The following is a 26,008-nucleotide window of genomic DNA, read 5'->3' as shown; positions in this document are numbered from 1 at the left end:
CGCCCTCTGGACAGCCCTATGCGACATGTCGACGGAGGAAGGTTCCGGAGACCATACCTCGAACAAGCGCCGAGACTCGCCTTAGTCGATCTTCTTCAAAAACAGCAACTATCAAGGCCTTCCTTATCAGGACAAGATAGGTTGCTGCGAGGCCGCGACTCTGAACTTTTAGGTCCGTCCGTGCGCGTCTGTGCTTATAGGCGTAGTACAACATGTCCCGCGCCATATGGTAGCTACGGGTAGCAGAGTGGTTGTAGGCAATAAAGGGTCCGTGACGGGTAATTTTTCCGATCTCATGAAGTAGATGAGCTTCGGGTGCTCTCATGATGCGGAGTCCTTGAGCCCGGAGCCGGAGGCAGTAGTCGAAATCAACAAAGTCAATGAACATGGATTCGTCGTACCCTCCCACGGAACGCCAGGCATTTACTTCGGACAATGATCCTGACGTGATGCAGTAGTTAACGTCGCAATTGTCCGAGGGGGTCGGATGAGCCTTCGTATCTGACCGGTCAACAATTGACGGGGCAACGACGCAAATTCCCGGAGCGATCTTGCTTGCCAAGATATCGACCATCCCTGCAGAACAGACAGAGTCTTGGTCTAGTAAGAGCACCCATCCGGTGTCCTGTTCCATGGCGGCCTCGAAAATCTGGTTCAACGCTTTGGCGATCCCTAGATTGACGGGATTGACATAGACGCGTATCCCTTGATGCTCCTCCGCAAGGCTCTGGATCGATTCTCCGTTGGTGGATGCGTTGTCGACTATGAAGACATGGTCGACCTCTCGGAGCACGGCTGTAACGTTTTCACGAAGTCGTTGCATGTCAGGATTAAAAGTAACAATGCCTGCAACAATTGCTGGTTTTCCTATGATCTTGGCTCCTAAATCCGCTGCGGGTCCTACCCCAACTATCCCGTTCCCCGAATCCAGAGGGCATGATCATCATAGCTCGGTAAGCATCCTGTAGCCCACGTGACTCAAGCCCGGAACTAGTTCATCCAAGCCTAGGATGACCGTGCGCGGTCTTAATGTATACAGCCCGAACTATTTGCGTGGGGCATACCAATTATTCGACCGAACCGCCGGTCTAGGGACAATGTTGGGTTGCCGTTCGGTTTGCGAACCCGCCGCGGTCTTGCCTTCGTCCGGTACTTGAAGACAACCCGACGATGTTTCGTTCGAGGACTTGAGACTTGCCTTATCGCGTATCCACATCCTCAAACACCAGAAATGTCTGCGTATCCAACACCCCAGGCATGGACTGCAGCTGGTCAAAGATCACCCTTCGCAGGTCCACGTTATCCACGGCCCGTACCAAAAGGATGACGTCAAAGTCCCCGCCCACTAGGGCGATGTGATGGACCTCTGGGATGGCCCGCAGCAGCTCCCGCAGTTCCCGCCAAGAATGCTGACGCACCTTCAAGGTCACGTAGGCGGAGGATTTGAGCCCAGCCTTAATAGGGTCGACCAGAGCGGTGAACTTGGTCAGCACGCCCTCTCCGGTCAGCCTCGCGATCCGCGTGTAGGCGTGCGCCCGTGAGATGTGGACGTTCTCCGCCACCTGCGTCACGGACATCCGCCCGTCCCGCGTCAGCTCCGCAATGATGTTCCGGTCCACGTCATCGAGCGGCACCGCCGTCTGGTCCGCTTCGGTCTCTGCCATTTGTCCACAACTCCCGTCGGTAACGCAGCTCACAGTTACGATTCGTCTTTCAGACTAGGCCAGAATCTCGAACTTCTCCACGATTCTCCACGGGACTGGATACGAATGTTCCTTCAGGACGATACTGGAAACGAATAGTGGCTACAGAAGGACGGACCAATGACGATCTCCGCGGACCACACCGCCCTCGGGCAGGACTCGCCGGAACAGCCGGCCCCGAACCATGTGACCGAAGGCGCAGCAGCCGAGGCTGTGCGTAAGTTCGGCATCACGGTGGAGGACTACATGCTGCCGGCACGCCACCAGATCCAGATGGTGGACCAGGACGGCACCTTGAACCCCCACACCGAGCAGGGCGCCCAGCCCGGCCACGAGTACGCGCTGCCGGGCGACGCCGAACTGCTTGCTGCGTACGAGCAGCTCGTCGTCGGCCGCCGCGTCAATGACCAGAACTCCGCCCTGGTCCGCCAGGGCCGCATGGCTGTCTACCCCTCCAGCCACGGCCAGGAAGCCTGCCAGGTAGCGGCCGCCCTCTGCCTCGCCGACGGCGACTGGATCTTCCCGACCTACCGCGACTCCGTGGCCGTGATGGCCCGCGGTGTGGACCCCGTCCAGACCATGACCCTCTTCCGCGGGGACTGGCACAGCGGCTATGACCCCACCCAGCACAAAGTGGGCATCCAGTGCACGCCGCTCACCACCCAGCTCCTGCACGCCGTCGGGGTTGCCCATGCCGCCAAACTCCGCGGCGAGGACACCGTGGTCCTGGCCATGTGCGGCGACGGCGCCACCAGCGAAGGCGACTTCCACGAGGCTTTGAACTTCGCGGCTGTGTTCCACCTGCCCGTCGTGTTCTTCGTGCAGAACAACCAGTACGCCATCTCCGTGCCGCTGGCCCACCAGTCCGTGGCGCCGTCGCTCGCCCATAAAGCCGTGGGCTACGGCATGGCCGGCGAACGTGTGGACGGCAATGACGTCGTCGCCCTCCTCGCCGTCCTGACCCGCGCCGTCAAGCTGGCCCGCGAAGGCTCCGGCCCGCTCCTGGTGGAGGCCCACACGTACCGCATGCAGGCGCACACCAACGCCGATGACGCCACCCGCTACCGACAGGACAGCGAAGTGGCCCAGTGGGTGGCCAAGGATCCGCTGAAGCGGATGCAGACCTACCTGACGGACCGCGGACTGCTGGACGACGACGGCGCCGCCCGGATCGCGGAAAGGGCGGAGGCCGTTGCCACGCAGCTCCGCGAAGGCCTGGGCGAGGACGTCCCCGTCGACCCGCAGGATCTCTTCCGGTACGTCTTCTCCACCCCCACCCCGCAGCTGAAAGAACAGGCGGCCATGCTCGCCGACGAAATCTCCCGGGACGAGGCCGCAAAATGAGCCCCACTGTCACTACCTCCTCCGAAGTCAACGGCAACGTCAGTGCCGCCACCGCCCGTGCCGCGGCCAAGGCAGCCGCCACCGCCGAAGCAACCGGCCCGCAGACCATCACCATGGCCAAAGCCCTGAACACCGCCATGGCGGACGCCATGCACGCAGATTCGTCAGTGCTCGTGTTCGGCGAAGACGTCGGCATGCTCGGCGGCGTCTTCCGGATCACCGACGGACTCACCAAAACCTTCGGTGAATCCCGCTGCTTCGACACACCGCTGGCCGAATCCGGCATCGTCGGCATGGCCGTGGGGATGGCCATGAACGGCATGCGCCCGGTGATCGAGATGCAGTTCGATGCCTTCGCCTATCCGGCCTTCGAACAGATCGTCAGCCACGTGGCCAAGATGCACAACCGGACCAAGGGCGCCGTCAAGCTGCCCATCGTCATCCGTGTCCCGTACGCCGGCGGCATCGGGGGAGTGGAGCACCACTGCGACTCCTCCGAGTCCTACTACGCGCACACCGCCGGCCTGAAGGTCTTCACCCCGGCCACCGTGGCCGACGGCTACCGCATGCTCCGCGAAGCCATCGACTCCGACGACCCCGTGATGTTCATGGAGCCCAAGAAGCTCTACTGGTCCAAGGACCTTGTGGACCTGGAAGGGCTCCGCGCCGAACACGCCGCCAACACCGAACGGGGGACATCCTCGGAAGGCCGTGCCGCCGTCGCCCGTCCCGGCACCGATGCCACCCTGATCGCCTATGGCCCGTCGGTGCCCACCGCGCTGGCTGCTGCCGCAGCAGCGGCTGAGGAAGGACGCTCACTGGAAGTGATCGACGTCCGCTCCATCGTGCCCTTCGACGACGAAACCGTCTGCGCGTCGGTCCGCAAGACCGGCCGGGCCGTGGTCATCGCCGAGGCCCATGGCTTCGCGTCGGTGTCCTCGGAGATCGTGGCAAGGGTCCAGGAGCGTTGCTTCCACTATCTAGCCGCGCCCATCCGCCGTGTCACCGGTTTCGACGTGCCGTACCCGGCGCCCAAACTTGAGCACTATTACCTGCCCGGCGTGGACCGCATCCTCGACGCCGTTGACGACCTCCAGTGGGAAGACTGATCAGATGAGCGAAACGAAAGTATTCCTGCTGCCGGATCTCGGCGAAGGCCTCACCGAAGCCGAACTCGTGAACTGGCTCGTGGCCGTGGGCGACGAAATCCGGGTGGACCAGCCAATCGCCGAGGTGGAGACCGCAAAGTCCATGGTGGAAGTCCCGTCACCGTATGCCGGCACCGTCGCCGTGCTCCATGGTGAACCGGGCCAGACTCTGGATGTGGGCAAGCCGCTGATTTCGGTCACGCCCATTGGCGCTGCGGCTGCTGAATCCGAGCCTCCGGTCGTTGAACCTGTCGCAACGACGGCGGTTGAGCCGGCCGAAACCACTCCTCTCGAAACCGCCGCGGCCGAAACCTACCGTGAGGAAGAAAAGGCCGGCTCCGGCAACGTTCTGATCGGCTACGGAACACCGGGCGGACACGGCCAAGCCCGTCGTACTCGTGCCCGGAAGTCGGCGGCGGTCGAAGCCGCCGGGACAAGCTCTGTGGCAACCAAAGTCGGCGACGCGGAAAAGGCCGCCGACGACCTCCTGCTCCTGCGCACCCGCGTGCCGGGCAAACTCGGTGCCGTGATTTCGCCGCTGGTCCGCAGGATGGCACGTGACCATGGCGTTGACTTGAGCGGACTGCAGGGCTCGGGAACCAGCGGACTGATCATGCGCAAGGATGTCGAGGCGGCGATCGCTCCCGCCCCGGTGGTAGAGCCGGGTCGGGTCGTCGAGCCTGCCGAAACGCGACGTCCGCGGGTAGATCCGCGTTCGGTGGTTGAGCCTGGCGAAACCAGAACCGAAACCGACCCGCGCACGGGTCTCCGCGTCACCGCCCGGACGCCAGTGCGCGGCGTTCGTAAGGCAGTGGCAGCGAACATGACCCGCAGTCGCTCGGAGATTCCGGAAGCCACGGTGTGGGTCGACGTTGATGCCACGGCCCTCGTGGAGATGCGTGCAGCATTGAAGAAGGCGGGCCCTCACAACACCCCTGGCTTGCTGGCGTTCATCGCGCGGTTTGTGACGGCCGGATTGAAGAAGTATCCGGAGCTGAACTCCAGGATTGTCACCACTGAGGACGCCGTAGGCGGGGACAGTCAGGAGATTGTCGCGTTCGACGGCGTCAATCTGGGCTTCGCAGCACAAACAGACCGCGGACTGATGGTGCCGTCAGTCCGCAACGCGGACAAGATGAGCGCCCGCGAACTGGATGCCGAAATTCGCCGGCTCACCACCGTTGTACGTGAAGGCAAGGCCACCCCCGCCGAGCTGGGCAGCGGCACCTTCACACTCAACAACTACGGGGTCTTTGGAGTGGACGGCTCTGCGGCGATCATTAACCACCCGGAGGTGGGGATTCTCGGCGTTGGCCGGATCATCGACAAGCCGTGGGTTGTCGACGGCGAGCTGGCCATCCGTAAAGTCACGGAGTTGACGCTGACATTCGACCATCGCGTCTGCGACGGCGGGACGGCTGGCGGGTTCCTCCGTTATTTGGCCGACGCAATCGAGAACCCCAGGTCGTTACTCGCTGATTTGTAACCTCTTAGCTGGTGGCGCCGGTTGCAGCCAAATAGTGTGTTCGAGCCCGTTGCCGTGGACACCCCGACGAGTTGCACCTAAGGTGCGGGACTTAGACAGTCTTTCGGGCCGCTGCTGATAGACTTTTGCCCGGGAATATTGAGCCAAGCGAAACAGGGCGCTCACGTCCTCGTACCGCTGTGGAATGTGTTCATCCGGGGTCTAGTTGCTGGCTTCGCCGTCTTCTGCGGACATGATCTAGGTTCCGTGCAATTTGCTGTCACCGTCAGCGCCCTTGTCGATGAGCCATTGTGTCGTGAGGGACGCGGCTCGGAATGTCGGTCGCGCCGGTCGCAGTTCACGTATGGGGGAATTCTTTGGACGCATTTGTAATTACTCTCCTGGTCATTGCCGGGGGAGTATTGAGCCTCGCATTGATGAAGCACCCACGAGCAGCCATAGTTCTCTGGCTCATCGTGATGATCGCGGTGCCTGTTTGGATTTCGGTGAAGGTGGTCACGTCACTCTCGCCGCTGAACTTTACGTTCCTAATGCTAGTTCCGGCCATCCTGCACGCGGCGAATCAGCGACTGAGCAGGATAGACCTGCTCTTGGGAGCCTTCGTTCTATCTGTCTCTGTCGCATTCGCTTTTCTCGGTACACCTCAGTATGCCTTCGCGACAGTTTTCGTGCAGTGGCTTGCCGGGTACTGGGTGGGACGCTACCTTGCTCCTGCCGCGGGCAAGGAATGGGTGTATAGGGCGGTAGCTATTGCCGCGACCGTCGTAGGCGGCTGGGCACTCGTCGAGTACGTCTTCAGCCTGCATCTTTTCGAGAATTTTGCCGGGACTGATGCGTCAGGAGGATGGCAGAAGATCCAGATCCGCGGAACATTCGCACGCAGCGAGGGGGCTTGGGGGCATTCAATTGCGATGGGCGCGTTTCTGTCGTTGGGTCTGCCGTTCGTGATAGCAGGGAAGTTCGCCCCAGTTCGCAAGATTCTCATGATCGCGATCGTGTGTGGTGGCGTTATAGTCACGTTTAGCAGGGGGGCTCTCATTGGCGCATTAATCGTCTTTGTCGTCTGCGTGCTATTCCTGCCCGGAACGTCGCTAGGACGGAAGACCCGCCAGTTCCTTTTCGCTCTGCTCATACTTGCTGCAGTAACGCTGGTTCCGTACCTGTTGAGTGTTTTCGATTCTCTGAGCTACGACCTTGACCCGTCAACCCAATACCGGGCCGACCTGACGAAATACATTTTTGAAGACATGCACCCGTTGGGTCCGGCCGATCAAATGAATTTGCTGCCCAACGGCCACTACTTCTACCGGATGATATTCGGGTCCATCGATAACACTTATATCCTAACCATCCTTCAATTTGGGTGGATCCCGACAGGCTTGCTGGTGGCTGGATTGGCTGCCGTCGGCTTCAGGGTTTTGGCTCGTAGGGGCGGCCCTGCTGACATTGCCATGTTTGGCCAGATCTGGGTGATGGGAACGGTTGCCCTCATCACCCAGTACGGTATGGCCGTGTGGTTCTGCGCCGGTATGGCGGTTGCTTTCGGGCTTCGGGACCAGCCTTGCTCTAGACAGGCGCCTTCCTTGCCCGAATGGGCAGCCAAGCATCCGGCCCGGTCCGGCACGAAGTAGAGGAAGTGATTGTGCCGGAGCCCTGGGTGGCTGCCGGTCACGGTGGGGAAGTTACGTCGGTCGAATGGAGTCGATAGGGGCGAGTACTCCTAAGCGCGTAGCCAGCCCTCGGGCGAGGACCTGCGATTGATTCTTATGCTCGAACCATAATCACTTCAGTGGATGAGGGGCGCAGGGATCCCGGTCCGACGGTGGGGGTGTCTGTAGTGGACGCCGGGTGGGCTGCGTTACCCGTCGTCCTCGCCATTGTCCTGCTCCCAGTCATTGCTGTTCGTGAAGCCGCGTGTCGCTCTGACTCAGGCCTGCGACGCGAAGGCTGTCGTATTAGGTCCGTACGCGGCGCCTGAGGACGCAGGCATGAGTGCGAGGGGCCGGTCAACACCGTTTTCAGGGCAGACGCCCTTAATGACCATGCGCCAAATTCAGCGCACGCCAGCCTCGCGGGAAGGGGGCGTCCTGCACGACTACTCCTTGGCTTTACAGTCGGATGCAAAGGGTTCAATGGGGCGCTCTCGTACGGCAACGTATCTGTGCGATTTCCCCGTACAGCAGATGCTCGTACTCGCTTGTGTGCCCAGCTCGGGCTGCGCTGTTCCCCTTGTGGGGCGTAATTGGTACGCTGCCGGCTGCCGCGTTTGGGCCAAGCTCTTGGTTGAACGGCCAGCCCTCGGTCCACAGAAACCCGCGGGGAGCGGGCTCGTGTGAAGATTTCGGCTGAGCCGCAACCTTTAGCTGAGCGTGATCCCGTAGGTCGCGGCGAGGCTATCGAGCACGTCCGCCGCTTCAGAGTTGGTGATTGCCCTGCCGATGACGGCGAACCGTGCGTAGCGCGGGTTGTTGCCGTTGCCCGCTGCGCCGCCGCTGGTTGTGTTGAGCTTGATGCCAGGCAGCTTGGCACCTGGACCATCAGCCGTCGTGCCGGTTGTGCCTGTCGCCGCTGTCTTGGAGTTGACGTACAGCCGAGAGTTGGTGCCGTCGTAGACAGAGACGACGATGCGCCACTGTGAGCCTGCAGACGCTTGCGAGACTCTGCCGCCAGTCGAAGCGGTGCCGATTTCCAGGCCGGTCGCGCTCGTACCGCCATACATGTAAACACCGTTTCGTCCGGTCCAGAACGGCTGGGCCGGCTGGGCGGTGTCCACTTTTACCACGGTGATGATAGTAGCCGGGGTCGATACTGCCGAGGACCAGTCGCCGGTATCGAGAAAGGAACTGCCCCTGAATGTTACGGAAGGCTTGTTACTGATCGACGCTTCTACCGCTGTGAAGCTCGGCTGGCAGCTTGCGTTCGCTTGAGCCAACGGCGTTGTCTTGGATCCGCGCGCCGGAGACCATGACGTGACCGCCGCGCCGTTTGACAGGGCCAGGGTGGCGCCATCGAAGTCGGACAGCAGCGCCGCGTCTGTAGTGAAGTTGTAGGGTTGCACAGCATCCGTGGCAAAGCTGTAGGGCTGCGCAGCTGCGACTAGCCCAGCCGCGCAAGACTCCAGGAACGTCACGTAGTTGTTCGGAACGAATTCCGAAGGGTCCCCATGGCCGCCCGTTGCGGCAACAAATGTAGTGGGAGAATATCCCGTAAGCCGCGCGATGAGACCTTTCATGAACGGATCCACTAGCGCCGTCGTGTCGGAGGTGCTGCCCGTGATATACATTGGGGCACCCCGGAACTTGTTGGCTTGCTGAAGGTATGGGTCATAACCCGCCGTCTTGGTGGCGTAATCGGAGCCGTCTGCGGCGATGCCGTATGCAGCTGTTATGTAGTCGTGCCCGGCGTTCTGGTAACGATGCCACAGGCTGATGACCGGCTGCGCTAGGTAGATTCCGAGCACGTTGGGAAGGACGTTGTGCGTCAGCGCGTTCAGGGCCGAGATGCCGCCCATGGACTCACCCGACAGCAGCACGCCGTTGATCGGTGCCAGCTTCAGGACGGCATCAAAGACGGCGGCCGTGTCCGCCATGACTTCAGGGGAACCGTAAGCGTTCCCGTGGAAGTCGCTCGTTGCGACAGCAAAGCCAGCCGCCTGCGCCGCTTCCCAGAGGGGTTGCCACTGCGTTTCGCTTGTCGCATCAGTGCCGGCGCCGTGGTAGTGGATGACCAGCGGCACAGGAATTGAGCGATCCAGGTTCTTGGGCAGATAGATGACCGCCCGCTGACCGTTCGCTGTGAGGACGGTCGTCGACGCTGGCATAGGGACCCTGTCAGCCTTGGCCTTAATCGCAAGTGCATGAGATTGGGCGAGTTTGGCTGCGCCAAGCCGGTCTACGCGGACGGCAGCGAAGTCGTTGGCCATTTCGAGCGTCGCGTACGTGGAAGATATATCAGGAAGCTGGGCAGCGGGAATCCTCGCGTCATCGCCTAGTGTTGCCACCCCGAGCGGCATGCCCTTTTCTGCAACGGGAACATATCCGAGGGTATCTGTGGCGGCAGCGGCAGCATTTGTTCCAAGAGCTGAGATGGTAGAGGCCCCGGTGAGCGCAGCGACCAATGTTCCAAAACGCAGAACACCACGCCGCTGAATGACCGCGCTGGGATCGGAGCGGCTATCCACGAGGGCCCCGCAACGCAGTTGACGGTGCGGCGAAACCCGTAGCTGCTCCAAGGGCTAACATATGATCCTCTCCGACTTAGGTCCTGTCGGTCGAGGCTATTAACTTTGGATCGCAGAAACCACAGTGGTCCCTACGCGTTTAATCTCGTAACAAGTACTTGGTTTCGGGTGAACATTACCCTCAACTCCATTCAAACCACTTGGCTTGTGTACGCTGGACCTATCAATGCGGTCGCTGGCGGCCGCGGCTGAGGAACTCTCCGCTGGGAGCGAGAGGAACGTAAATGGTCTCAACACCTTTGCCTGGACAGCACTTGAAGTGGATGGATACTTTGCGTGCCGTTGCAGTATTTATGGTGATCTTTGAACACGCCATTCTGCTGACCCCACTGGCCTTGCCGGAGTGGCTCGTGGATGCGAGCAATGTCTTCGCGCCGTTCCGAATACCTGCGCTCATGTTCCTATCGGGCCTGCTACTGCCAAAGTCTCTAGCGAAGCCTGCCGGGACTTATCTCCGCGGGAAGCTCAGCCGGATCGTGTGGCCCTACTTGATCTGGTCAGTATTGATCTGGGCGCTGGCGAACTGGGGCGACGATCGGCCGAACCTGCTCATCGAACTATTTCTAAACCCCACAACAACGCCGATGTGGTTCCTCGCGTATCTCGCCATGTACTACGTGATCGGTCTGTTCTTGCATGGCTTGCCGGGGGCTCTTGCGGCGATCCCGTTGCTTCTGGTGTCTGCGTTGCTGGGGGAGAACAACGCCGGCCGCTTCTTTTACCTGCTTGCCTTCTTCCTTATGGGCGACTACATCTCGCGTAACGCAGCAAGGTTCTTTCCAATACTTTTCCGTCGCGAAGTCACCATCGTTGCCGGCGCTGTGGGAATCGGACTGGCTGTCGCCGCCGTGTCTGGCGTAGATGTCAAATACGTGCCAGCCTTGGCCCTGCCAGTCTTCGTTAGTATCTTGGCGACCATCCCATTGGTGGACCGGCTTGCCCGAACTAAACCGGGCGAGGTGATTGGAGCCTACGGGACGCACACGATCGTTTTCTACGTGCTGCATTGGCCCGCGATGGTGTATGCATGGAACCTGCTTGCGGTTTTGGGCGTCACGAACGCGATGGTGCTCGCAGTGGGGAACCTCCTGATAGGCCTGGCAGCGGGGTTCATTGCTTTGGTCCTCGTCCGTAAATTCCCGGTTTTAGCCCTGTTGTTCAGCGCTGACTGGAGACGCTCACCCGTCAGTGCTGGGACTGCCTCAGAGCGTGGGGATACCTCCGATTGAATGACAGCGGCATGGCTCGCCGAACATAGAGTGCAGCACCGCCGTGTCACTGAGACCTGGCGCTGGACACCACGAGCTTCACGTTCGGTCCCTGCCACGGGTGGGTACTAATGAGGGCGGGCCGTGTCGGACAGTGCGTGGCCGCGGTCGTCACCCTAGAGAAGCCCACGTCGAAACGACTCTCGTTGTCAACACCGTCCAGCACGTGCTCGTCCCGGACACTGATCTTCGTCACCGTGAACACTGTGACTTCCAAGCCCCCCAACGGCAGAGGCGGTGGCTTGGCGCCGGGTCTTTGCGGTCGAACACTTCGGCGTCTTTCCCGCTAAGGGGCTGGCCGTGGCGACGGAAGGGATAAACGGCCCCACGAACTGGTCTGAGCGAGATGCCTACCGCCCCTCTCATGCTGGCAATCAGCTGTCGATGGGTCATGTGCCAAGCCTCAACGAAAGATCTGAGTGCTCAGCGCACCTAACACTGAGCACTATTGCAGTGCCAATCCCACAATCGGAGGGTCCATACGATGTGACGTGGTTCGTGATGACGCCGCAGCGTTCGCAGTGAGTCTTGTGTTGTTTGGTAGCCATAGCCAGATCATAGGCATTCCTACGTTTCCCTTGGGTAACCTCTGTGGAACATAGGCGTGCCGGGGATTTTCCAGCGGCAACATGCGGTCAGGATGCTCATCCACTGTCACGCCCAAAACTCGTTTGGATGGTCGAAGACAATGACTCAGTCGCCTTTCGCCCTTCCGAGCGGCCGGTTTTGCCCTCCACCCAATCAAGATGCGGCGCCAACAACAGGCGGAGGGTCAAACCCGGAAAATTCATTCTACGGACCGTACGCCAACTGCTGACCCGGGGAGTGTAGTCGTGATTCACACCCGTCCAAAGTCCTCGGGCGCACTCCCGGCGACATCAACAGGGCTACGGTTAGGTCCGAACGCCAAATTAGTAGCGCCAGTGCCGGAACGTCCGTGGAAGCATTCCAGGACTTCTCCGGTACCGCGGCAGAGGATGTCCGGATAGTCGAACCCTGCGGCCAGCCCGGCGAAGGCTGCATTTACCGCACCGTCCGATAGTCTTCCCCCGCGTGCCATGCGCCGTTTCCTTTTGGAACTGCCACCGCACTGCTGCAATCCGTGACGCCATCTAGCCCAAGGATTCCGTGGTATTTTGGTTCGCCGCCGCGTGCCTTTCATCAGCCTTCCACCAGCAAGGCGTGGGTAGAATCGAGGCCTAAGATCGCCGGAACGCACGAATACGGAGAACAAATGTCGCGATGGATGGAGGTCGGCCAGGGCAACCATGTGCTGACCACCGAAGGCTCGAAGCTCAATACCGGACTCATAGTCGGCGCCGAGCGCGCCATGGTGATTGACACCGGCGGCGGGCCCCGACAGGGCCGGGAAATCCTGGACGCCGTCCGCGAAAAGACCCAACTTCCGCTGGTAGTGGTGAACACTCACGCCCACTACGACCACTTCTTCGGCAACGCCGTCTTCGCGGACGAGGGCGTCACGGAGTTCTATGCCCACGAAAACTGCGCACGTGAGATTGAGGAAAACGGGGACCGGCAGCGCCGCATGGTCGCCGCCCATGAACCCGAAATGGCCGCCGGCGAGGGTGCCGACGCCGAACTGGTTGTACCCAACGCGATCGTGAAGGACCAGCCCGTCCTGGTGGACCTCGGCGGCCAGACCGTCACCCTCTTTTACCTTGGCCGCGGCCACACCGATGGCGACCTGCTCGTAGGCACCTCCACCACGCTCTTTGCCGGTGACCTCGTGGAACAGGGGGCGCACCCTTCCTTCGAGGACGCCTTCCCCGAGGAATGGGCCGACGCCCTGCGGCACATCTCGGCGCTGCGGCACCGCTACGAATTCCTTATCCCGGGCCACGGCGAACCCTGCAGCGACCAGTTCGTGAAGACCATGGCCAACACCATGTCTACCGCCGTCCGCCAGGCCATCCAGTCCATCCGCGACACCCCCAGCGACGCCACCAAGGCCATCCCCGTACTGCCGTACGGGCCGGAGCAGTCCCGCTGGTTCATCAAGCGGCTTCAGGAGACCCGCGCTCACCACCAGGAAATCACTCGTACTGATTAGTCAAGCAAGTGTCCGGTGGGGCTAAAGACAGGTACTGGCTACGCAGGTGCAGACAGGTCTTCAGTACCTAGCCTTGGGCCATGATCACACTGATGCATGACGGGCGCAGGCGGAACTCGCGTCCGGAGCGCCCAGCCGGATTCAGCCCGGAGGATTTGGGCTGGACTTTCCTGTCCATCGCTGCCGCCGTTGTTCTTCTGCCTGCTATCGGCCTCAAAGCTGCGGCTGGGGCGCTGATCCCAGCCAAGGCCAACGCGGCTGGCAACCCCGATCTTCGGCCGCCCTTCTACGGGTGGAACGATTGAGTCTCTCTTGCCGAACCGCCGACGCTTAGGTGCCCACAGGCAGTAATTAGGCACTGTTGTAGACCAACGCAGGTGAGCTTCGGCCGCAGGGCTCGCAATTACTAAAGTCGTTGTTACACTCAAGCTTGACGCGGATACCGCGGTCTCTATTTCCCGCGGTCCGGCTCCTGGGGGGTCGACGCCTGGCCCCTAGGATTTCGCGATGCTGCATGTTCTGCGCACCCGTCTGTCTTCCCGTCTTCTGATACCCGGAGTAGTCGCCCTGCTGTGCGGGTCGGCGCTGCCGCTCCCGGCCGTGGCCGACGATGCGCCGCTGCCTCCCGTCGCTCCGTCGGCGGACAGGCCGGCCAGCCCCGCCGCCACGGACCAGATCATCGTGAAGTTCAAGGACCCGGCCGCTGCCGGCCCCGCCCTGCGCACCGAGTCTTACGGCAAGCTGGCCCGCAGCCTGGGCATTGCCGTGAGCGACGTCCGCGCCACCGCGGCCGGCGCCCGCGTCCTGCGCGCAGAGCGTCCGCTCAATACCGGGGAGACGTACAAGGCGCTCGCGGCACTCAGGGCGGATCCCGCCGTCGAATACGCCGAACCGGACGTGCGGATGTACGCAGCAGCCATCCCGAACGACCCCTACTACCCGCAGCAGTGGGCCCTCCACACCGGCTCCGGCGCGATGAACATCGGCGATGCGTGGAACGCGACCAAGGGCGCCGGCGCGGTGGTGGCCGTGATCGACACCGGGATCACCAGCCACTCGGATCTGAACGCCAACGTGCTCCCCGGCTACGACATGATGTCCGATCCCACCTACTCCCGTGACTCCAACGGCCGCGATCCCAACCCCCGCGACGAAGGCGACTGGACCCCGGCCGGCATGTGCGGGGACGGCTGGCCTGCCACCCCTTCCTCCTGGCACGGCACCCAGGTGGCCGGCATCATCGCCGCCGTTTCCAACAACGGGATCGGCACCAGCGGCGTCGCGCCCCAGGCGAAGATTCTGCCGGTCCGCGCCCTCGGCCCGTGCGGCGGCTACTCGTCCGACATCACCGACAGCGTCGTCTGGGCCGCCGGCGGCAGCATCACGGGACTCCCCGTGAATCCCAGCCCCGCCCGCGTGATCAACCTGAGCCTGGGCGCCGCCATGCCCTGCTCGGCGACCTTTCAGGCCGCCGTCAACTTCGCCGTTGCCCGCGGAGCCGCCGTGGTGGCCGCAGCCGGCAACGACAACACGCTTGCCTCCTCATCCAGCCCCTCCAACTGCCAGAACGTGATCTCCGTGGGCGCCGTCGCCCGCAGCGGCCTCCTGGCGCCGTACTCCAACTACGGGCCCGCCGTGGACATCGCCGCACCGGGCGGGGACCTCACGGCGTCCTCCTATGACGGAATAGTGGTGCCGTTCAACACCGGCACCCAGACGCCCGGCGCCGAAGCCTACGCCGTCTCCGAAGGCACCTCCATGGCCGCCCCGCACGCGTCCGGGCTCGCCGCCCTCCTGATGGCCCGGCTGGGCGACCTGGCCACCCCGGCCAACGTGGAAACCAGGCTCAAGACCACCGCCACGAAGTACGCCTGGGCCTGCGTCACCAAAACGTGCGGCAGCGGCGTCCTCAACGCAGCGGCGGCGCTCGACTTCCAAACTGACCCCGAAATAACGGGAAGCACTCCCACCATCGGCGGCCAGGCCGCCGTCGGGAATTACCTCTCCGCAGCGGCCGGCACCTGGACGCCCAGCGACATCACCTACTCCTATCAGTGGAACCGGAACGGCACCGCCATTCCCGGAGCGCAGGCAGTGGGCTACCAGGTCCAGGCGGCCGACGTCGGGGCCACGCTGACCGTCACAGTGACCGGCAGCCGGTTCTTCGGCAACACCGTGACCCTCACCTCCGCACCCACCGCGCCGGTGGTGCCCGTCCCGGTGACGGCGCCGTACGACCCCGTCATCTCCGGGCAGGCCATCATCGGCGGCGTCCTGACCGCGAACCCGGGCGTGTGGCAGCCGGCGCCTGTGGCACTGTCCTACCAGTGGCACCTGGACGGCACGGCAATCCCGGGCGCCACGGCCGCCACGTACACGGCAACCGCGGCGGACAAGGGCAAGGCCCTCTCTGTCCGCGTGACGGGCACCAAGGACGCCTACCTTCCGGCCGAGCGGACCGGCGCCGCAAAAACCATTGCCACCGGGGTGGTCCCTGCCCCGGTGCAGTTCTCGGACAAAATCGGCGCCACGAACGACACTTACACGGTGCCCTCAACCGCCGGTGTGGAGTACTTGGTGGACGGCAAAGTGGTGCCGGCCGGGACGTACCCCGGCGCCGGGTACGTGGTGGTCGGTTCCCGCGCCACGGCCGGTTACGCGCTGACGGGCGGCAACGCCACGGCCTGGGTGCACATGTTCAGCACCGCCATCTTCCGCGACATCACGGACGGCACTGCGTTCGCCCCGGAGATCAACTGGCTGGCCACCGCCGAGATCACCCAGGGCTGGGCCGAAGCGGACGGCACCCGGACCTTCCGCTCGGCCGAGCCGGTGAACCGCGACCAGATGGCGGCGTTCCTGTACCGGCTGGCCGGCAACCCGGACTTTGTCCCGCCTGCGGTGTCCCCCTTCGCCGACATTCCCACCAACCACGGCTTCTACCGGGAGATCTCCTGGCTGGCCTGGAAGGGCATCAGCACGGGCTGGAAGGAAGCGGACGGGTCGCGGACGTTCCGGCCGGGGGCCACGGTGAACCGCGACCAGATGGCGGCCTTTATCTACCGCCACGCCGGATCGCCCGATTACGTGCCGGAAGCGCAGTCGAAGTTCGCGGACATTTCCACCGACCACGGCTTCTACAAGGAAATTTCATGGCTGGCCTGGAAGGGCATCAGCAACGGCTGGGCGGAAGGGAACGGGACCCGCACGTTCCGGCCGGGCGCGTCCATCCTCCGTGACCAGATGGCAGCCTTCATGTACCGCTACGCGATGCAGCGCTAGCGCTGGGCCGCGTCGTTCGTAGGGAGGCGGGGGAGCGGCGCCCCGCTTCTTTACGGATGATGACCAATGAGTCCTATGGGCATGGAGTGACAGGTTGCTAGAATTGATGCCGACCCGGACACTCCCTCCGGTCCCGCGCCCAGTGGGGGCAAAGCACCAACCCTAGGATCCGAAATGTTTGAGGCGCTGAGAACTTTCGCTGCGCTGAGGACTGCGTCCTCCCGCCTGGTCCTTGCCGGGATGATCGCCGTAGCGGCCGTGTCACCCTTCGCTGCGCCCGCCGCGGCCGACGACGGGCTGCCGCCTCCGTCCGCCCCGCATACGGCACCGCGCACCGCACCGAATCTGCCCATGCTGGATGCGGCTAAAGCACTGGGGGTTTCGAGCTCCTCTGTTGTGACGCCGTCGTCCGTTCTGTTCACGGACCGGGACGGAACGGCCGACGACACCTACACGGTCCCGGTGACGGAAGGCGTGGATTACCTGGTGGACGGCGCCGTGGTCAAAGCCGGCACCTATCCGGGCTCCGGCGCCGTCACGGTGACGGCCCGGGCCAAACCCGGCCGCGTCCTGGCCGCCGGCGCCACGGCCCAGTGGACCCTGGCCTTCAAGGGCGCCCTGGAACCTGCGGCGCCCACCATCTCAGGGGTGCCCGCGGTGGGCAGCACCCTGACCGCGCTGCCCGGCATCTGGGTACCCGACCCGGACTCGCTGGCCTACCAGTGGTACCGCTCCGGAACTGCCATCGCCGGGGCCACCTCGGCGGGCTACCGGCTGACCGACGCCGACCTCGAATCCACCATCACCGTGCGGGTGACGGGCACCGCGTCCGGCTACGGAACAGCCAGCGCCGAGTCCGCCGGCGTCTCCGTGGTGCCGGGACCGTTGTTCGACGATGTGGGACCGGGCACCGCCTTCTTCCGCGAGATCAACTGGATGGCCGCCGCCGGGATCAGCAGGGGCTGGGCCGAAACGGACGGCCCCCGGACCTACCGCGCCGCCCAGCCCGTCAACCGCGACCAGATGGCGGCGTTCATGTACCGGCTGGCGGGCAGCCCGGACTTCGTGCCGCCGGCCGAGTCCCCCTTCGGCGACGTCTCCACCCAGCACGCCTTCTATAAGGAGATCGCCTGGCTCTCCGCGGCCGGCATCAGCCGCGGGTGGACTGAACCGGACGGCGGCAGGACGTTCCGGCCCGCCGAAGCCGTCCACCGCGACCAGATGGCAGCCTTCCTGTACCGGCACGCGGGATCGCCCGATTTTGTGCCGCTGGCGCAGCCGCCTTTTGCGGACGTCGCCCCGGACCACCCCTTTTACCGGGAGATATCGTGGCTCTGGAAGTCCGGCGTCTCGAGGGGCTGGAGCGAAGGAAACGGCACCCATACCTTCCGGCCGTCGGTGTCCATCCTGCGCGACCAGATGGCCGCATTCATGTACCGCTACGCCACCCGGTCCTGACTCTTGGGTTTACGTACGGGGGTCACCCGCCCCGCGCGCAGACTTGTTACGAAAGTGACAGAGCGTAACCACTGTGAGCAGTGATACATTCTGCTAGGTACCAGTGGGGATTTTAAAAGGAGACAGTGCATGTTTGAAGGTGTCCCCGACGAGGACGCGTGGCGGAACTGCACCACGCTCGAAGGCGCTTGTGAACTGACCGCGCGCTGGCTGGAGGGTTCCCTCAGCTACGTGGCCGGATATGCCGCGCCGCAGTACGCCGGTGAGAACGGCCCCATGAGCCAGGCCCTGGCCGCGATCAACCGGCTCGGCTTCCTCACGGACGACTCACAGCCCGGGAAGGACGTCTCCGGCGGGCACGGGCAGCGCGCCTTTGTGACCGGCCGCTGCACTGAACAGTCCGCAAGCATCATTTCGGCGATGCTGGTGGAAACGGACCTGGTGGTGCTGGTGTTCCCTCCGGGCCAATCGGGCAGCGGGCAGATCTGCGTGACGCTGGACGGGGAGAGGGAGTTCACGTGGCTGGGCGGCTCCGGCGGACCCTCGTATGCCCACGAAACCTACACGGACTGGACCAACGAGACCCTGGCCAAGTCACTGGCCGAGTGCTGGGAACTGCAGATCTTCGACCCCGTCTGGGGCAGGAACAGCAAGCTGGTTCCGCTCCTGCAGAAGGCACTGATCACCGCGAAGGGGTGACATCCCTCGCGGTGATCCGCTAGTGTTCCGGAGCCAGTGCCGCAGCGCCGGTGCCGGGCTACTTGGGACAGCTGTGGTCAGGGTTGTACGCCGCGAACATACCGTCCGGGTTGTCCTTCCACACCCACGCGTGCCGGGCCCACGTGCCCTCGAACGGTCCCTTCTCGAACTCCAGTCCGGCGATTTCCGGGGCCTCCGCTGCCGTGGACAGGAACTCGACAGCCACCAGCTTCATGCGCCCGTGCTCGTTGGGCATGTATACGAGCACCTCGGGCTTGCGGGCCTGGGTCTTGTCGTCCAGCAGGTCCTTCTTCAGGTAATGGAACCCCATGGCCCCGCTGCCGTCTGCCTTCTCGACGCATGCGCTGGCCGGCTCGTAGTCGTCGTCAATCGCGTTCTGCAGCCAGCGGTAATCCTCCGTGACATTCCGCAGCGTTTTGACCAGCTTGCGCTGCTCCGAATCCTTCTTCCAGTCGTCACTCTTGTCCGAGTCGCCTCCGCGCCCGTGGCCGTCATGCGCGACGGCGGTGCCGGGTGCCAGCCCCACGGCCAGTACGGCCGCGGCGACCATGGACATCAGTCCTGTTGTGGTGCGATTCCTCATTTTTCTTCCAACCCTCTGAGACCCGAGATGCAATTGTTCGGTAAGGGACGCGAAGCACGGGGGCGGGATGCCCCGCCTTCGCCAGGATGCCGGTTGACCCGATGGGCACTGCCGGTGAAATGGGCCGTCCGGTTGGAAAACATCCATCGATTGGGGCGGCGTTTCAAGTATGCTCCTCCCCGTGAAATCGGCGCTAGATGCAGGGAAAATGTGTCAATTCCGGGGTAATCGGAAATTATGGCCTTCTGAAATGCCGGCTAACGCTATTTTGTGCATCCGGTGAAAACAAGTACTGCTTTACGCCTTAAACGAGTGGTTAAACCCGGAAAAGACGAGTACAGACCACTCTGTCTGGAGGAGTTACCTGCCCGTAGCGTAAGTGCATGATTAGAGCCATCAAGGAAGCGTTCCGCCGCTTTGTGGCGAGGAACATCGTCGCTGATGATCCGTACCCCGTCCGATCCTGGCTGGACCAGCAGAACATGCCCCCGGAAACGCGCACCACGTTCCCGCCGCCCGTGCGGGATGCCAACGGCTGGTCGCACTAGCAGGGCGTCATAACCCCGTGACGTGGCTCGCCCGAAACATTGTGCCGGTAACATCGCTGTCATGGGGAAATATACGCGGGGACTGACTGCCAGGGATTCTAGACGGGAGCTGCGGGGGCGGCGTCTCCGACTTCTGGCCCACGTGGGGCTGGCGGCGCTGGCCGCGGCCACCGCCGTCGTGGTGATCATGGCGCTGGGGCGTTGAGTCCGGAATAACAGGGGATAAAACCGGCATTCGGTTGACAGGATCTGTCGCGCGCCTTTACTGCGTTGGACAAATCCGGCGCGGCCTGCCTAAAGTGGTCACCGATCCGACATGGGGGATCCCACCGTTCGTTGCCGGCCGCTAGCGCGAAGATTTCCACTTAGCGCGCCTGCCTCGAGTGCAACGACGCATCCTGGAGGTAATTCCGTGGCCCTGACTGACTATGCCTTTGCGCTCTGCGCATTGATGGGAACCCTGTTCATTCCGTTCACCGCTTTATACCTGGTGCTCCGCCTGAAGCGCGGTGCCGCAGCGAAGCCCGTACCCGTGAAGGTCCGCCGGTAATGCCGTACGTAGACATCAATCCCCACCGCTCCGGCCCCAAGTGGCGCGGCTACGTGCTGCTCGGCGTCCTCCTGGTGCTCACCGCGGGCGTGGTGGCAGCGGCCCTGTTCCGGGTCTAGGCGCCTCATCCGGCCGGGCGGCCTGTGAGCCGGCCTGCCGGGGACTCCCACTGCACCTACGCCTGTTGCGACTGGTTCTGCTGGGACTCGGCCTGCTGCCACTCCGCGAGGTGCGCGATGTGCTGTTCAAGATGCTGCCGCAGACCCATCTCGGTCTCCAGCTCGGGCCGGGGGAGCCCGCGCACCAGCTCCTCGGCCGTCCGTAGCACGGACCGGCCGCGGGGCGTCAGCCGGACACTCCTGCTCCGCCCGTCGCCTGCGCCCCGCTCCTTGGTGAGGAGGCCGAGGTCCCTGAGGCGGTCAAGGATCTTGCCCAGGCTCTGTGCGGTGATTCCCAGCTCGTCGGCCAGGCAGTTCTGCGTGGCGGGACCAAGCTCCTCCACGCAATCCAGTGCATCGAAGGACGATTTGGTGAGCCCCAGGCCAACCAGCCTGCGGTTGATTCTGCGCTCATCCAAGCGAGCAGCTGTCGACAATAAGCGGTGCGTGGACCATCCTGCCGGTCTGTTCTGCGGGGCCAAAGCCATGTGCTTGTTGCCTGCCTTCCGGGAGACCGCGGCTGGGGCACGGTGGTGGGTTTGCGGGTAAAGCCTCACTCCAATAGTAAGCATGATTACTATTGGATGTGTAAGCACCCGGATCATCCGGGTGTTTCGCCACCCGTGGGTCGAGAACCCCAGAAAGGCAGAGATGCTTCTACTCTTTGGCCTCAAGACCGTTGTGCGCGCATTGCCCGGCCGGCTTTCGGTGTGCCGCTACTGCGGCCAGTACGTGCAGCAGCACCTGGAAGAACGGGCGTCCAAATTCACCCTCTTCTTCATTCCGGTGTTCACCATGTCCCGCAGCTACCAGATCACCTGCTCCAACTGCGGGCAGCGCTCGTCGCTGTCGAAGAGGGGGATGAAGGCGCTGGCCCGGTAGGCGTGGCGTGGCGGGGGAGCGGCGAAGTCCGGGCTGGCCCGGCCAAGAACCTGGCCGGGCACGAAAAAGGCCGGCTCCCCGGTCAGCCCCCAAGGCTGACCGCGAACCGGCCTCTCGTCGTCGTACTCCTGCTGATGCCCCGGCGGTGATCCCGCGGGAATGTGCGTTTCGTTCTCCCGACGCCCGGCCTTCCCGTAAGGGTGCTAGACCAGGGCGGGGTAGGTGGCCAGGATGTAGTCCGCGGCAGCGGGCCCGGTCATGCGCAGGCGGCTGTCCGAAGACCGGATCCGGCGGGTCCTCATTTCAGACCAGAACTCGGCGGTTGCTGTCGGGATGGACCGGTTGATCATGCACCAGCTGGTGTACAACCCGTAGAGCTGGTCCTTCCGGAGCGAGAAGCCGCCGTCCTGGTCCGGGGCGGTGGCTTCATTGAGAAAACGGTCAATATGTGAAACGGCCATGATTGGCTCTTTTCCGTACTGTGCGTCGTGTGCCGCCGTTCGGCTACAGCAGCTGAACCCTGGATCCCTGCACAAGGCCCGAGGGGTGCACGCCCTGAAAGTAGCGGCAGTGACGAGATGCATCCGGAAGTTTCAAAATCATTCCTCCGGATGTATCTACACCGTAGACTCTAGGCGTAGACTACGGGTTAAGCAAGAGTGAACAGTTAGAAGCCCGGCAACCATCCCCACGTAAGGACCCGCAACCATGTCAGCCCCGCAGGACACAGATTCCAGGAAACGGCTGAACCGCGAGGCGGTCCTTGAGGCGGCTCTCGAGCTGGTGGACTCCGAGGGGCTCGAGGCACTGAGCATGCGCCGGCTGGGCCAGGCGCTGGACCGGGACCCCATGGGCCTGTACCGCTATGCGGCCAGCCGTGCGGACTTGCTGGACGGCATCACCGAACTGGTCCTCAACGAACTGGCGATCTTCCCGACCGACCCCGACTGGCAGGCCCAGCTGCGCAGGATCGCCCACGATCTCCGGCTCCTGGCGCTCCGGCATCCGAATGTTGTGCCGTTGCTGGTGACACGCCCGCTGTCCACGCCGCTGGGCCTCCGGCCGCTGGGGACCCTGCGCCCGCTGGAGCAGATCCTGGGCCTGCTGATCGAGGCGGGCTTTGCGCCCAACGACGCGCTCCACGTGTACCGCGCCTACTACGGCTTCCTCTACGGCCACATCCTGAACGAGCTCCAGGAATACATCGTGGACCCGGAAGAAAACGTGGCTCTGCTCCGGCTGGGCCTGCACCGGCTCCCGGCACGCGAGTTCCCCAACCTGCGGGAACTGGCGCCCGTGCTGGCGGACTACGACGGCGAGGCGGAGCTGGATGAGGGAATCAGCATCCTGCTGTCCGGACTTGCCGAGAGGCTCGGGGCAGCGCCGACGGGGCCGTAGCGCGCAGCGGGGCGGTAGCGCCGCCGTCGTGCCTTGATCTTTTCGGCTGTCAGCCTTAAGCGTCGAAGTGCGTCCGGACGCCGCCACCGGCCAGGTTGGCGAGCAACTCCTCCGCCACTACGCGCAGCTTCTGGTTGCGGTTGCTGGACACCTTGGTGAGGATGGCCATCGCCTCGGCCTGGCTGCAGCGGTTCTGGCCCATGATCACTCCGCACGCCAGATCGATGGACGTTCGGCTCTGCATGGCGGCGGCAAGATCGTCAGCCAGGGACTGCGCAGTGCCCAGCTTCACGGCCAGCCGGACGGCACCGCCGGCGAGGTCTGCAAACTCCACGGCCTCCTGGATGACGGCAGGGGTGAAGACACCTGATTCGAACGCGAAGAAGTTCAGGGCTGCGGCCGCGTCCTCACCGAGTTCCAGCGGCACGCCCAGGGTGGCCCGGCACCCTTCATCCGCCAGCGCTTTCTGGTATTCCGGCCAGCGCGGATCCGTGTCCACGTTGGCCAGCAGCACGGGCTCCTTGACCTTCAGCGCCTCGATGCACGGACCGTCCCCGATGCGCTGTTCGATCTCGTCCAGGAGGACGGCCTTGGGACTGCTCCCGGCGACGGTGAAGGTCCGGCGCCGCCGCTTCAGGGTCACACCGCATTCCATCGTGCCGGACGTGTCCCGGCTCAGCGCGCCTGCGGCCATGACGGAGAGGCGCTGCAGGAACTCTGCGACATTCTGTGTGCCGACAATGAGGTCCTGAAGTTCCAGGACGCGTTCGTGCTCAGGAGAGTTGGCCATGCCTCAATGGTATGCGTGCACACCGCCCCGGCAACTGCGAATGCAGAACGCCCCCGGCAGCATCTCTGCTGCCGGGGGCGTTCCGGGGTGATTCGGGAAATGAGCGGAATCAGGCCGCTGCGACCGTACGCGCTTCTGCAAGTGCGGCGAAGACGCTCTTGATCTGCTCCACAACTTCTGCGTCGTCTTTGGGGTGGACTTCGGCGAAGCGGACCATGGAGCCCGGAACAGCGAGTTTGACGTCCTCGAGCACCTGCGCGCCGGCGATGCTGACGGCCTTGCGGGCTTCGTCCTGTGCCCAGACGCCGCCGTACTGGCCGAATGCGGTGCCCACGACGGCGGTGGGCTTGCCGGCGAGGGCTCCGGCGCCGTACGGGCGGGACAGCCAGTCGATGGCGTTCTTGAGCGACGCGGGCACGGTGCCGTTGTGTTCCGGGGTGACCAGGAGGAGGGTGTCGGCGTTGTTGGCGGCGGCGCGGAGGGCGGCGGCGGCAGCGGGAACCTGGCCCTCGATGTCGATGTCCTCGTTGTAGAACGGGATGTTGCCCAGGCTTTCGTGGATAACAACGTCAACCTGCTCCGGCGCGTTCAGCTGGATGGCCTCTGCGAGCTGCTGGTTGGTGGAGCCGGCGCGCAGGCTGCCGACAAGGGTGAGGACGGTGTTCGTTGACATGTGTTCTCCTCTGAGGGGCGCCGCGGTCTTTCCGGCGGCTGGAGTTACTGCAGGTTGGGGCAGCAGGGTGGAATGTTCATGCATTTGCATATAAGTCTGCAGGTCGTTAGTTGAATTGTCAACCTTTGGGATTGTGGCGCTTCTGGTCTACGCCCCAAGCGGGTGCCGTATATGGGGGACTTTTGACCTATTGCGCCTAGAATTGCTCCTTGACCGAAGCCGTAAAGAGCCGTTGCACGCTTTGCAAAAAGTCCTGGGGGGACGAACATGCCCGAACCGGCCGATAAGAACGCACGCGCCACTGCACACAATGCAGGGCAGCCCCAGACGCGCCGCCGCCGCGACCTCCGTCGCCCGGCAGGTGCATCTCCGGATGCCCGGACAGGAACCATGCCCGCCGCTGCCACACCCAACAACAGCCGCACCGCCCCCACCCGGCGGAGTTCCTGGGCCGAAGCGGCTGCCGTCGCCGACGCGCAGGCGGAAACTGACGCCGGTACGGGGGTTTCTGAGGCTTCGGCTGCCGGCGTTCCTGAGGCTCGTCTCGCTCCTGCGGCTCCCGCGGTGCCCTCCGCTCCTGCGGGGCCCGCCGTTCCCCCGGGGGAGGCATCGGTGCCCTCACCGGTTCCGGCGTCGCCGCCCACCCAGCCTGTCGCGCAGCCGGCAACTAAGCCCGTCACCTCCCGTAGGGGCGGCGTGCCCGCGGAACCCAGCACGCCGCCGTCGAACGTTACCCGCCAGGCCGCCAAACTGGCGGCGGCGGACGCACCCCTCTCCGATTTCGTCACCGGGCCCGGTTCCTTTGTCCGCCAACAGAAACCGCGCCCGCGCGGCGGCTTCCGCGGTGCCCTCTACGCCATGACCGGCGGAGCCATCAACCTGGGCCCCGGACCGCGCCAGCGTGAAGAGGACGAACTGGGCCGGCGGATCTCGCGCCAGCTGCAGGGCAGCTACAACACCGCGGTGCTCAGCCTCAAGGGCGGCATCGGCAAGACCTCCACCACCGTGGGCGTGGGCCTGACCCTCGCCGAATACCGCGGCGACGCCCCGTGCGCCATCGACGCCAACCCGGACTCGGGAGACCTCGTGGAGCGCGCCCTGGGCGAGGGCATCTACCAGCAGTCCAGTCCGCGCACCATCACGGACCTGCTCAAGAACATCGAATCCGTTGATTCACTCACCGCGCTGGCCCGCTACATGCACCACGCCGGCCGGCTGCACCTGATCGCGGGGGAGCAGGACCCGGAAGTGTCCGACTCGCTGACGGCCGAGGAATACCTCCGGATCCGCAAGCTCATTTCCGGCTACTACTCCGTGGCCCTGACCGACTGCGGCACCGGCGTCACGCACAACGCCATGAGCGGCATCCTGCAGTCCGCGGACAACCTTGTGATCGCCGCCGGATACGCGGTGAGCGGCGCCAAGCGTGCCCGCAGCACCCTGCAGTGGCTCGCCAGCCACGGCTACGAGGACCTGGCCCGCAACGCGATCGTGGTGATCACGGACAAGGACGAGGTCTCCTCCCGCGTGGACAAGGACGCCATCGAGGAACACCTCGCCGGGATCTGCCGGCAGCTGATCGCCGTCCCGCACGACCGCGGAGTGGCCGACGGCGACCTGGTCACCCTGGACGTGCTGCGCCCGGAGACCCGGCGCGCCTACAAGGAGATCGCGGCCGCGATTGTGGACGGGTACGTGTAGGCGCT

The 26,008-nt window shown here is 63.8% G+C and carries 24 protein-coding genes; 16 read left to right on the top strand and 8 right to left on the bottom strand.

Going from position 1 to position 26,008, the window contains the following annotated elements; translation table 11 throughout:
- Positions 1-16 precede the first annotated feature (16 nt).
- Together WMN78_RS02825 and WMN78_RS02820 are read right to left on the bottom strand one after the other, a co-directional pair.
- On the bottom strand, positions 17-844 hold the full coding sequence (locus WMN78_RS02825) for a glycosyltransferase family 2 protein (RefSeq protein ID WP_340531909.1): 828 nt from the start codon (positions 842-844) through the stop codon (positions 17-19).
- Between the two features lie 355 nt (positions 845-1,199).
- Positions 1,200-1,664 (bottom strand): Lrp/AsnC family transcriptional regulator, encoded by a 465-nt coding sequence (locus tag WMN78_RS02820; RefSeq protein WP_340531898.1) that lies wholly within the window; start codon positions 1,662-1,664, stop codon positions 1,200-1,202.
- 159 nt (positions 1,665-1,823) lie between these two features.
- On the opposite strand from WMN78_RS02820, the gene pdhA reads away from it, so the two are divergent.
- The 4 genes from pdhA to WMN78_RS02800 all read left to right on the top strand — a co-directional run bounded on the left by pdhA (position 1,824) and on the right by WMN78_RS02800 (position 7,312).
- Positions 1,824-3,047: a pyruvate dehydrogenase (acetyl-transferring) E1 component subunit alpha gene (gene pdhA, locus WMN78_RS02815; protein WP_340531897.1), complete on the top strand. Its 1,224-nt coding sequence runs from the start codon at positions 1,824-1,826 to the stop codon at positions 3,045-3,047.
- Positions 3,044-4,156: an alpha-ketoacid dehydrogenase subunit beta gene (locus WMN78_RS02810; protein ID WP_340531896.1), complete on the top strand. Its 1,113-nt coding sequence runs from the start codon at positions 3,044-3,046 to the stop codon at positions 4,154-4,156. The genes pdhA and WMN78_RS02810 overlap by 4 nt, the downstream gene beginning before the upstream one ends.
- Before the next feature lie 4 nt (positions 4,157-4,160).
- A complete protein-coding gene (locus tag WMN78_RS02805) occupies positions 4,161-5,681 on the top strand; it encodes a dihydrolipoamide acetyltransferase family protein (protein ID WP_340531895.1) in 1,521 nt (506 codons plus the stop codon).
- 356 nt (positions 5,682-6,037) lie between these two features.
- Complete coding sequence (locus WMN78_RS02800) at positions 6,038-7,312, top strand: hypothetical protein (protein WP_340531894.1); 1,275 nt, start codon at positions 6,038-6,040, stop codon at positions 7,310-7,312.
- A 728-nt stretch (positions 7,313-8,040) separates the two neighbouring features.
- Here the strand turns inward: WMN78_RS02800 and WMN78_RS02795 are convergent.
- Complete coding sequence (locus tag WMN78_RS02795; RefSeq protein WP_340531893.1) at positions 8,041-9,861, bottom strand: hypothetical protein; 1,821 nt, start codon at positions 9,859-9,861, stop codon at positions 8,041-8,043.
- A gap of 284 nt (positions 9,862-10,145) precedes the next feature.
- On the opposite strand from WMN78_RS02795, the gene WMN78_RS02790 reads away from it, so the two are divergent.
- The 6 genes from WMN78_RS02790 to WMN78_RS02765 all read left to right on the top strand — a co-directional run bounded on the left by WMN78_RS02790 (position 10,146) and on the right by WMN78_RS02765 (position 18,699).
- Positions 10,146-11,150, top strand: a complete 1,005-nt coding sequence (locus tag WMN78_RS02790) for an acyltransferase family protein (protein WP_340531892.1) — start codon at positions 10,146-10,148, stop codon at positions 11,148-11,150.
- 1,273 nt (positions 11,151-12,423) lie between these two features.
- Positions 12,424-13,260 carry an MBL fold metallo-hydrolase gene (locus tag WMN78_RS02785; RefSeq protein WP_340531890.1) on the top strand — a complete coding sequence of 279 codons (837 nt, stop codon included), beginning with the start codon at positions 12,424-12,426 and terminating at the stop codon, positions 13,258-13,260.
- 80 nt (positions 13,261-13,340) lie between these two features.
- Positions 13,341-13,565 carry a hypothetical protein gene (locus tag WMN78_RS02780; protein WP_340531889.1) on the top strand — a complete coding sequence of 75 codons (225 nt, stop codon included), beginning with the start codon at positions 13,341-13,343 and terminating at the stop codon, positions 13,563-13,565.
- A 202-nt stretch (positions 13,566-13,767) separates the two neighbouring features.
- A complete protein-coding gene (locus tag WMN78_RS02775; RefSeq protein ID WP_340531887.1) occupies positions 13,768-16,542 on the top strand; it encodes a S8 family serine peptidase in 2,775 nt (924 codons plus the stop codon).
- A gap of 174 nt (positions 16,543-16,716) precedes the next feature.
- The gene (locus WMN78_RS02770) at positions 16,717-18,000 is read left to right on the top strand and encodes an S-layer homology domain-containing protein (protein ID WP_340531886.1); all 1,284 of its coding nucleotides are present in this window, start codon (positions 16,717-16,719) and stop codon (positions 17,998-18,000) included.
- A gap of 129 nt (positions 18,001-18,129) precedes the next feature.
- Positions 18,130-18,699 carry a DUF6919 domain-containing protein gene (locus WMN78_RS02765; protein WP_340531885.1) on the top strand — a complete coding sequence of 190 codons (570 nt, stop codon included), beginning with the start codon at positions 18,130-18,132 and terminating at the stop codon, positions 18,697-18,699.
- 58 nt (positions 18,700-18,757) lie between these two features.
- Here WMN78_RS02765 and WMN78_RS02760 read toward each other — a convergent pair whose 3' ends face one another.
- Positions 18,758-19,303, bottom strand: a complete 546-nt coding sequence (locus WMN78_RS02760) for a hypothetical protein (RefSeq protein WP_340531884.1) — start codon at positions 19,301-19,303, stop codon at positions 18,758-18,760.
- A gap of 383 nt (positions 19,304-19,686) precedes the next feature.
- On the opposite strand from WMN78_RS02760, the gene WMN78_RS02755 reads away from it, so the two are divergent.
- The 3 genes from WMN78_RS02755 (at position 19,687) to WMN78_RS02745 (ending at position 20,401) form a co-directional block, all read left to right on the top strand.
- A complete protein-coding gene (locus WMN78_RS02755; protein ID WP_340531883.1) occupies positions 19,687-19,851 on the top strand; it encodes a hypothetical protein in 165 nt (54 codons plus the stop codon).
- Between the two features lie 61 nt (positions 19,852-19,912).
- On the top strand, positions 19,913-20,056 hold the full coding sequence (locus tag WMN78_RS02750; RefSeq protein ID WP_340531882.1) for a hypothetical protein: 144 nt from the start codon (positions 19,913-19,915) through the stop codon (positions 20,054-20,056).
- A 207-nt stretch (positions 20,057-20,263) separates the two neighbouring features.
- Positions 20,264-20,401 carry a hypothetical protein gene (locus WMN78_RS02745; protein WP_317780599.1) on the top strand — a complete coding sequence of 46 codons (138 nt, stop codon included), beginning with the start codon at positions 20,264-20,266 and terminating at the stop codon, positions 20,399-20,401.
- 175 nt (positions 20,402-20,576) lie between these two features.
- Here WMN78_RS02745 and WMN78_RS02740 read toward each other — a convergent pair whose 3' ends face one another.
- Positions 20,577-20,978, bottom strand: coding sequence for a MarR family winged helix-turn-helix transcriptional regulator (locus WMN78_RS02740; RefSeq protein WP_340531880.1), 402 nt, complete (start codon positions 20,976-20,978; stop codon positions 20,577-20,579).
- Between the two features lie 232 nt (positions 20,979-21,210).
- Here WMN78_RS02740 and WMN78_RS02735 point away from each other — a divergent pair, with 232 nt between their 5' ends.
- Positions 21,211-21,441, top strand: a complete 231-nt coding sequence (locus WMN78_RS02735) for a zinc-ribbon domain-containing protein (protein ID WP_340531879.1) — start codon at positions 21,211-21,213, stop codon at positions 21,439-21,441.
- A 203-nt stretch (positions 21,442-21,644) separates the two neighbouring features.
- On the opposite strand, the gene WMN78_RS02730 is transcribed toward WMN78_RS02735, so the two are convergent.
- Entirely contained in the window at positions 21,645-21,902 is a 258-nt protein-coding gene (locus tag WMN78_RS02730; protein WP_340531878.1) for a hypothetical protein, read from the bottom strand.
- Positions 21,903-22,149: 247 nt separating this feature from the next.
- Here WMN78_RS02730 and WMN78_RS02725 point away from each other — a divergent pair, with 247 nt between their 5' ends.
- Entirely contained in the window at positions 22,150-22,839 is a 690-nt protein-coding gene (locus WMN78_RS02725) for a TetR/AcrR family transcriptional regulator C-terminal domain-containing protein (protein WP_340531877.1), read from the top strand.
- A 55-nt stretch (positions 22,840-22,894) separates the two neighbouring features.
- On the opposite strand, the gene WMN78_RS02720 is transcribed toward WMN78_RS02725, so the two are convergent.
- A complete protein-coding gene (locus tag WMN78_RS02720; protein ID WP_340531875.1) occupies positions 22,895-23,629 on the bottom strand; it encodes a GAF and ANTAR domain-containing protein in 735 nt (244 codons plus the stop codon).
- A 109-nt stretch (positions 23,630-23,738) separates the two neighbouring features.
- Positions 23,739-24,302 (bottom strand): NADPH-dependent FMN reductase, encoded by a 564-nt coding sequence (locus tag WMN78_RS02715; protein WP_340531874.1) that lies wholly within the window; start codon positions 24,300-24,302, stop codon positions 23,739-23,741.
- Between the two features lie 390 nt (positions 24,303-24,692).
- Between WMN78_RS02715 and WMN78_RS02710 the strand changes: the two genes are divergently transcribed.
- A complete protein-coding gene (locus WMN78_RS02710) occupies positions 24,693-26,003 on the top strand; it encodes a MinD/ParA family ATP-binding protein (RefSeq protein ID WP_425341104.1) in 1,311 nt (436 codons plus the stop codon).
- Positions 26,004-26,008 lie beyond the last annotated feature (5 nt).

Origin of the sequence: Arthrobacter oryzae (genome assembly GCF_037911235.1) — a bacterium.
GTDB classification, from domain to species: domain Bacteria; phylum Actinomycetota; class Actinomycetes; order Actinomycetales; family Micrococcaceae; genus Arthrobacter; species Arthrobacter oryzae_E.
This window is presented reverse-complemented; position numbering and strand designations above follow the sequence as displayed.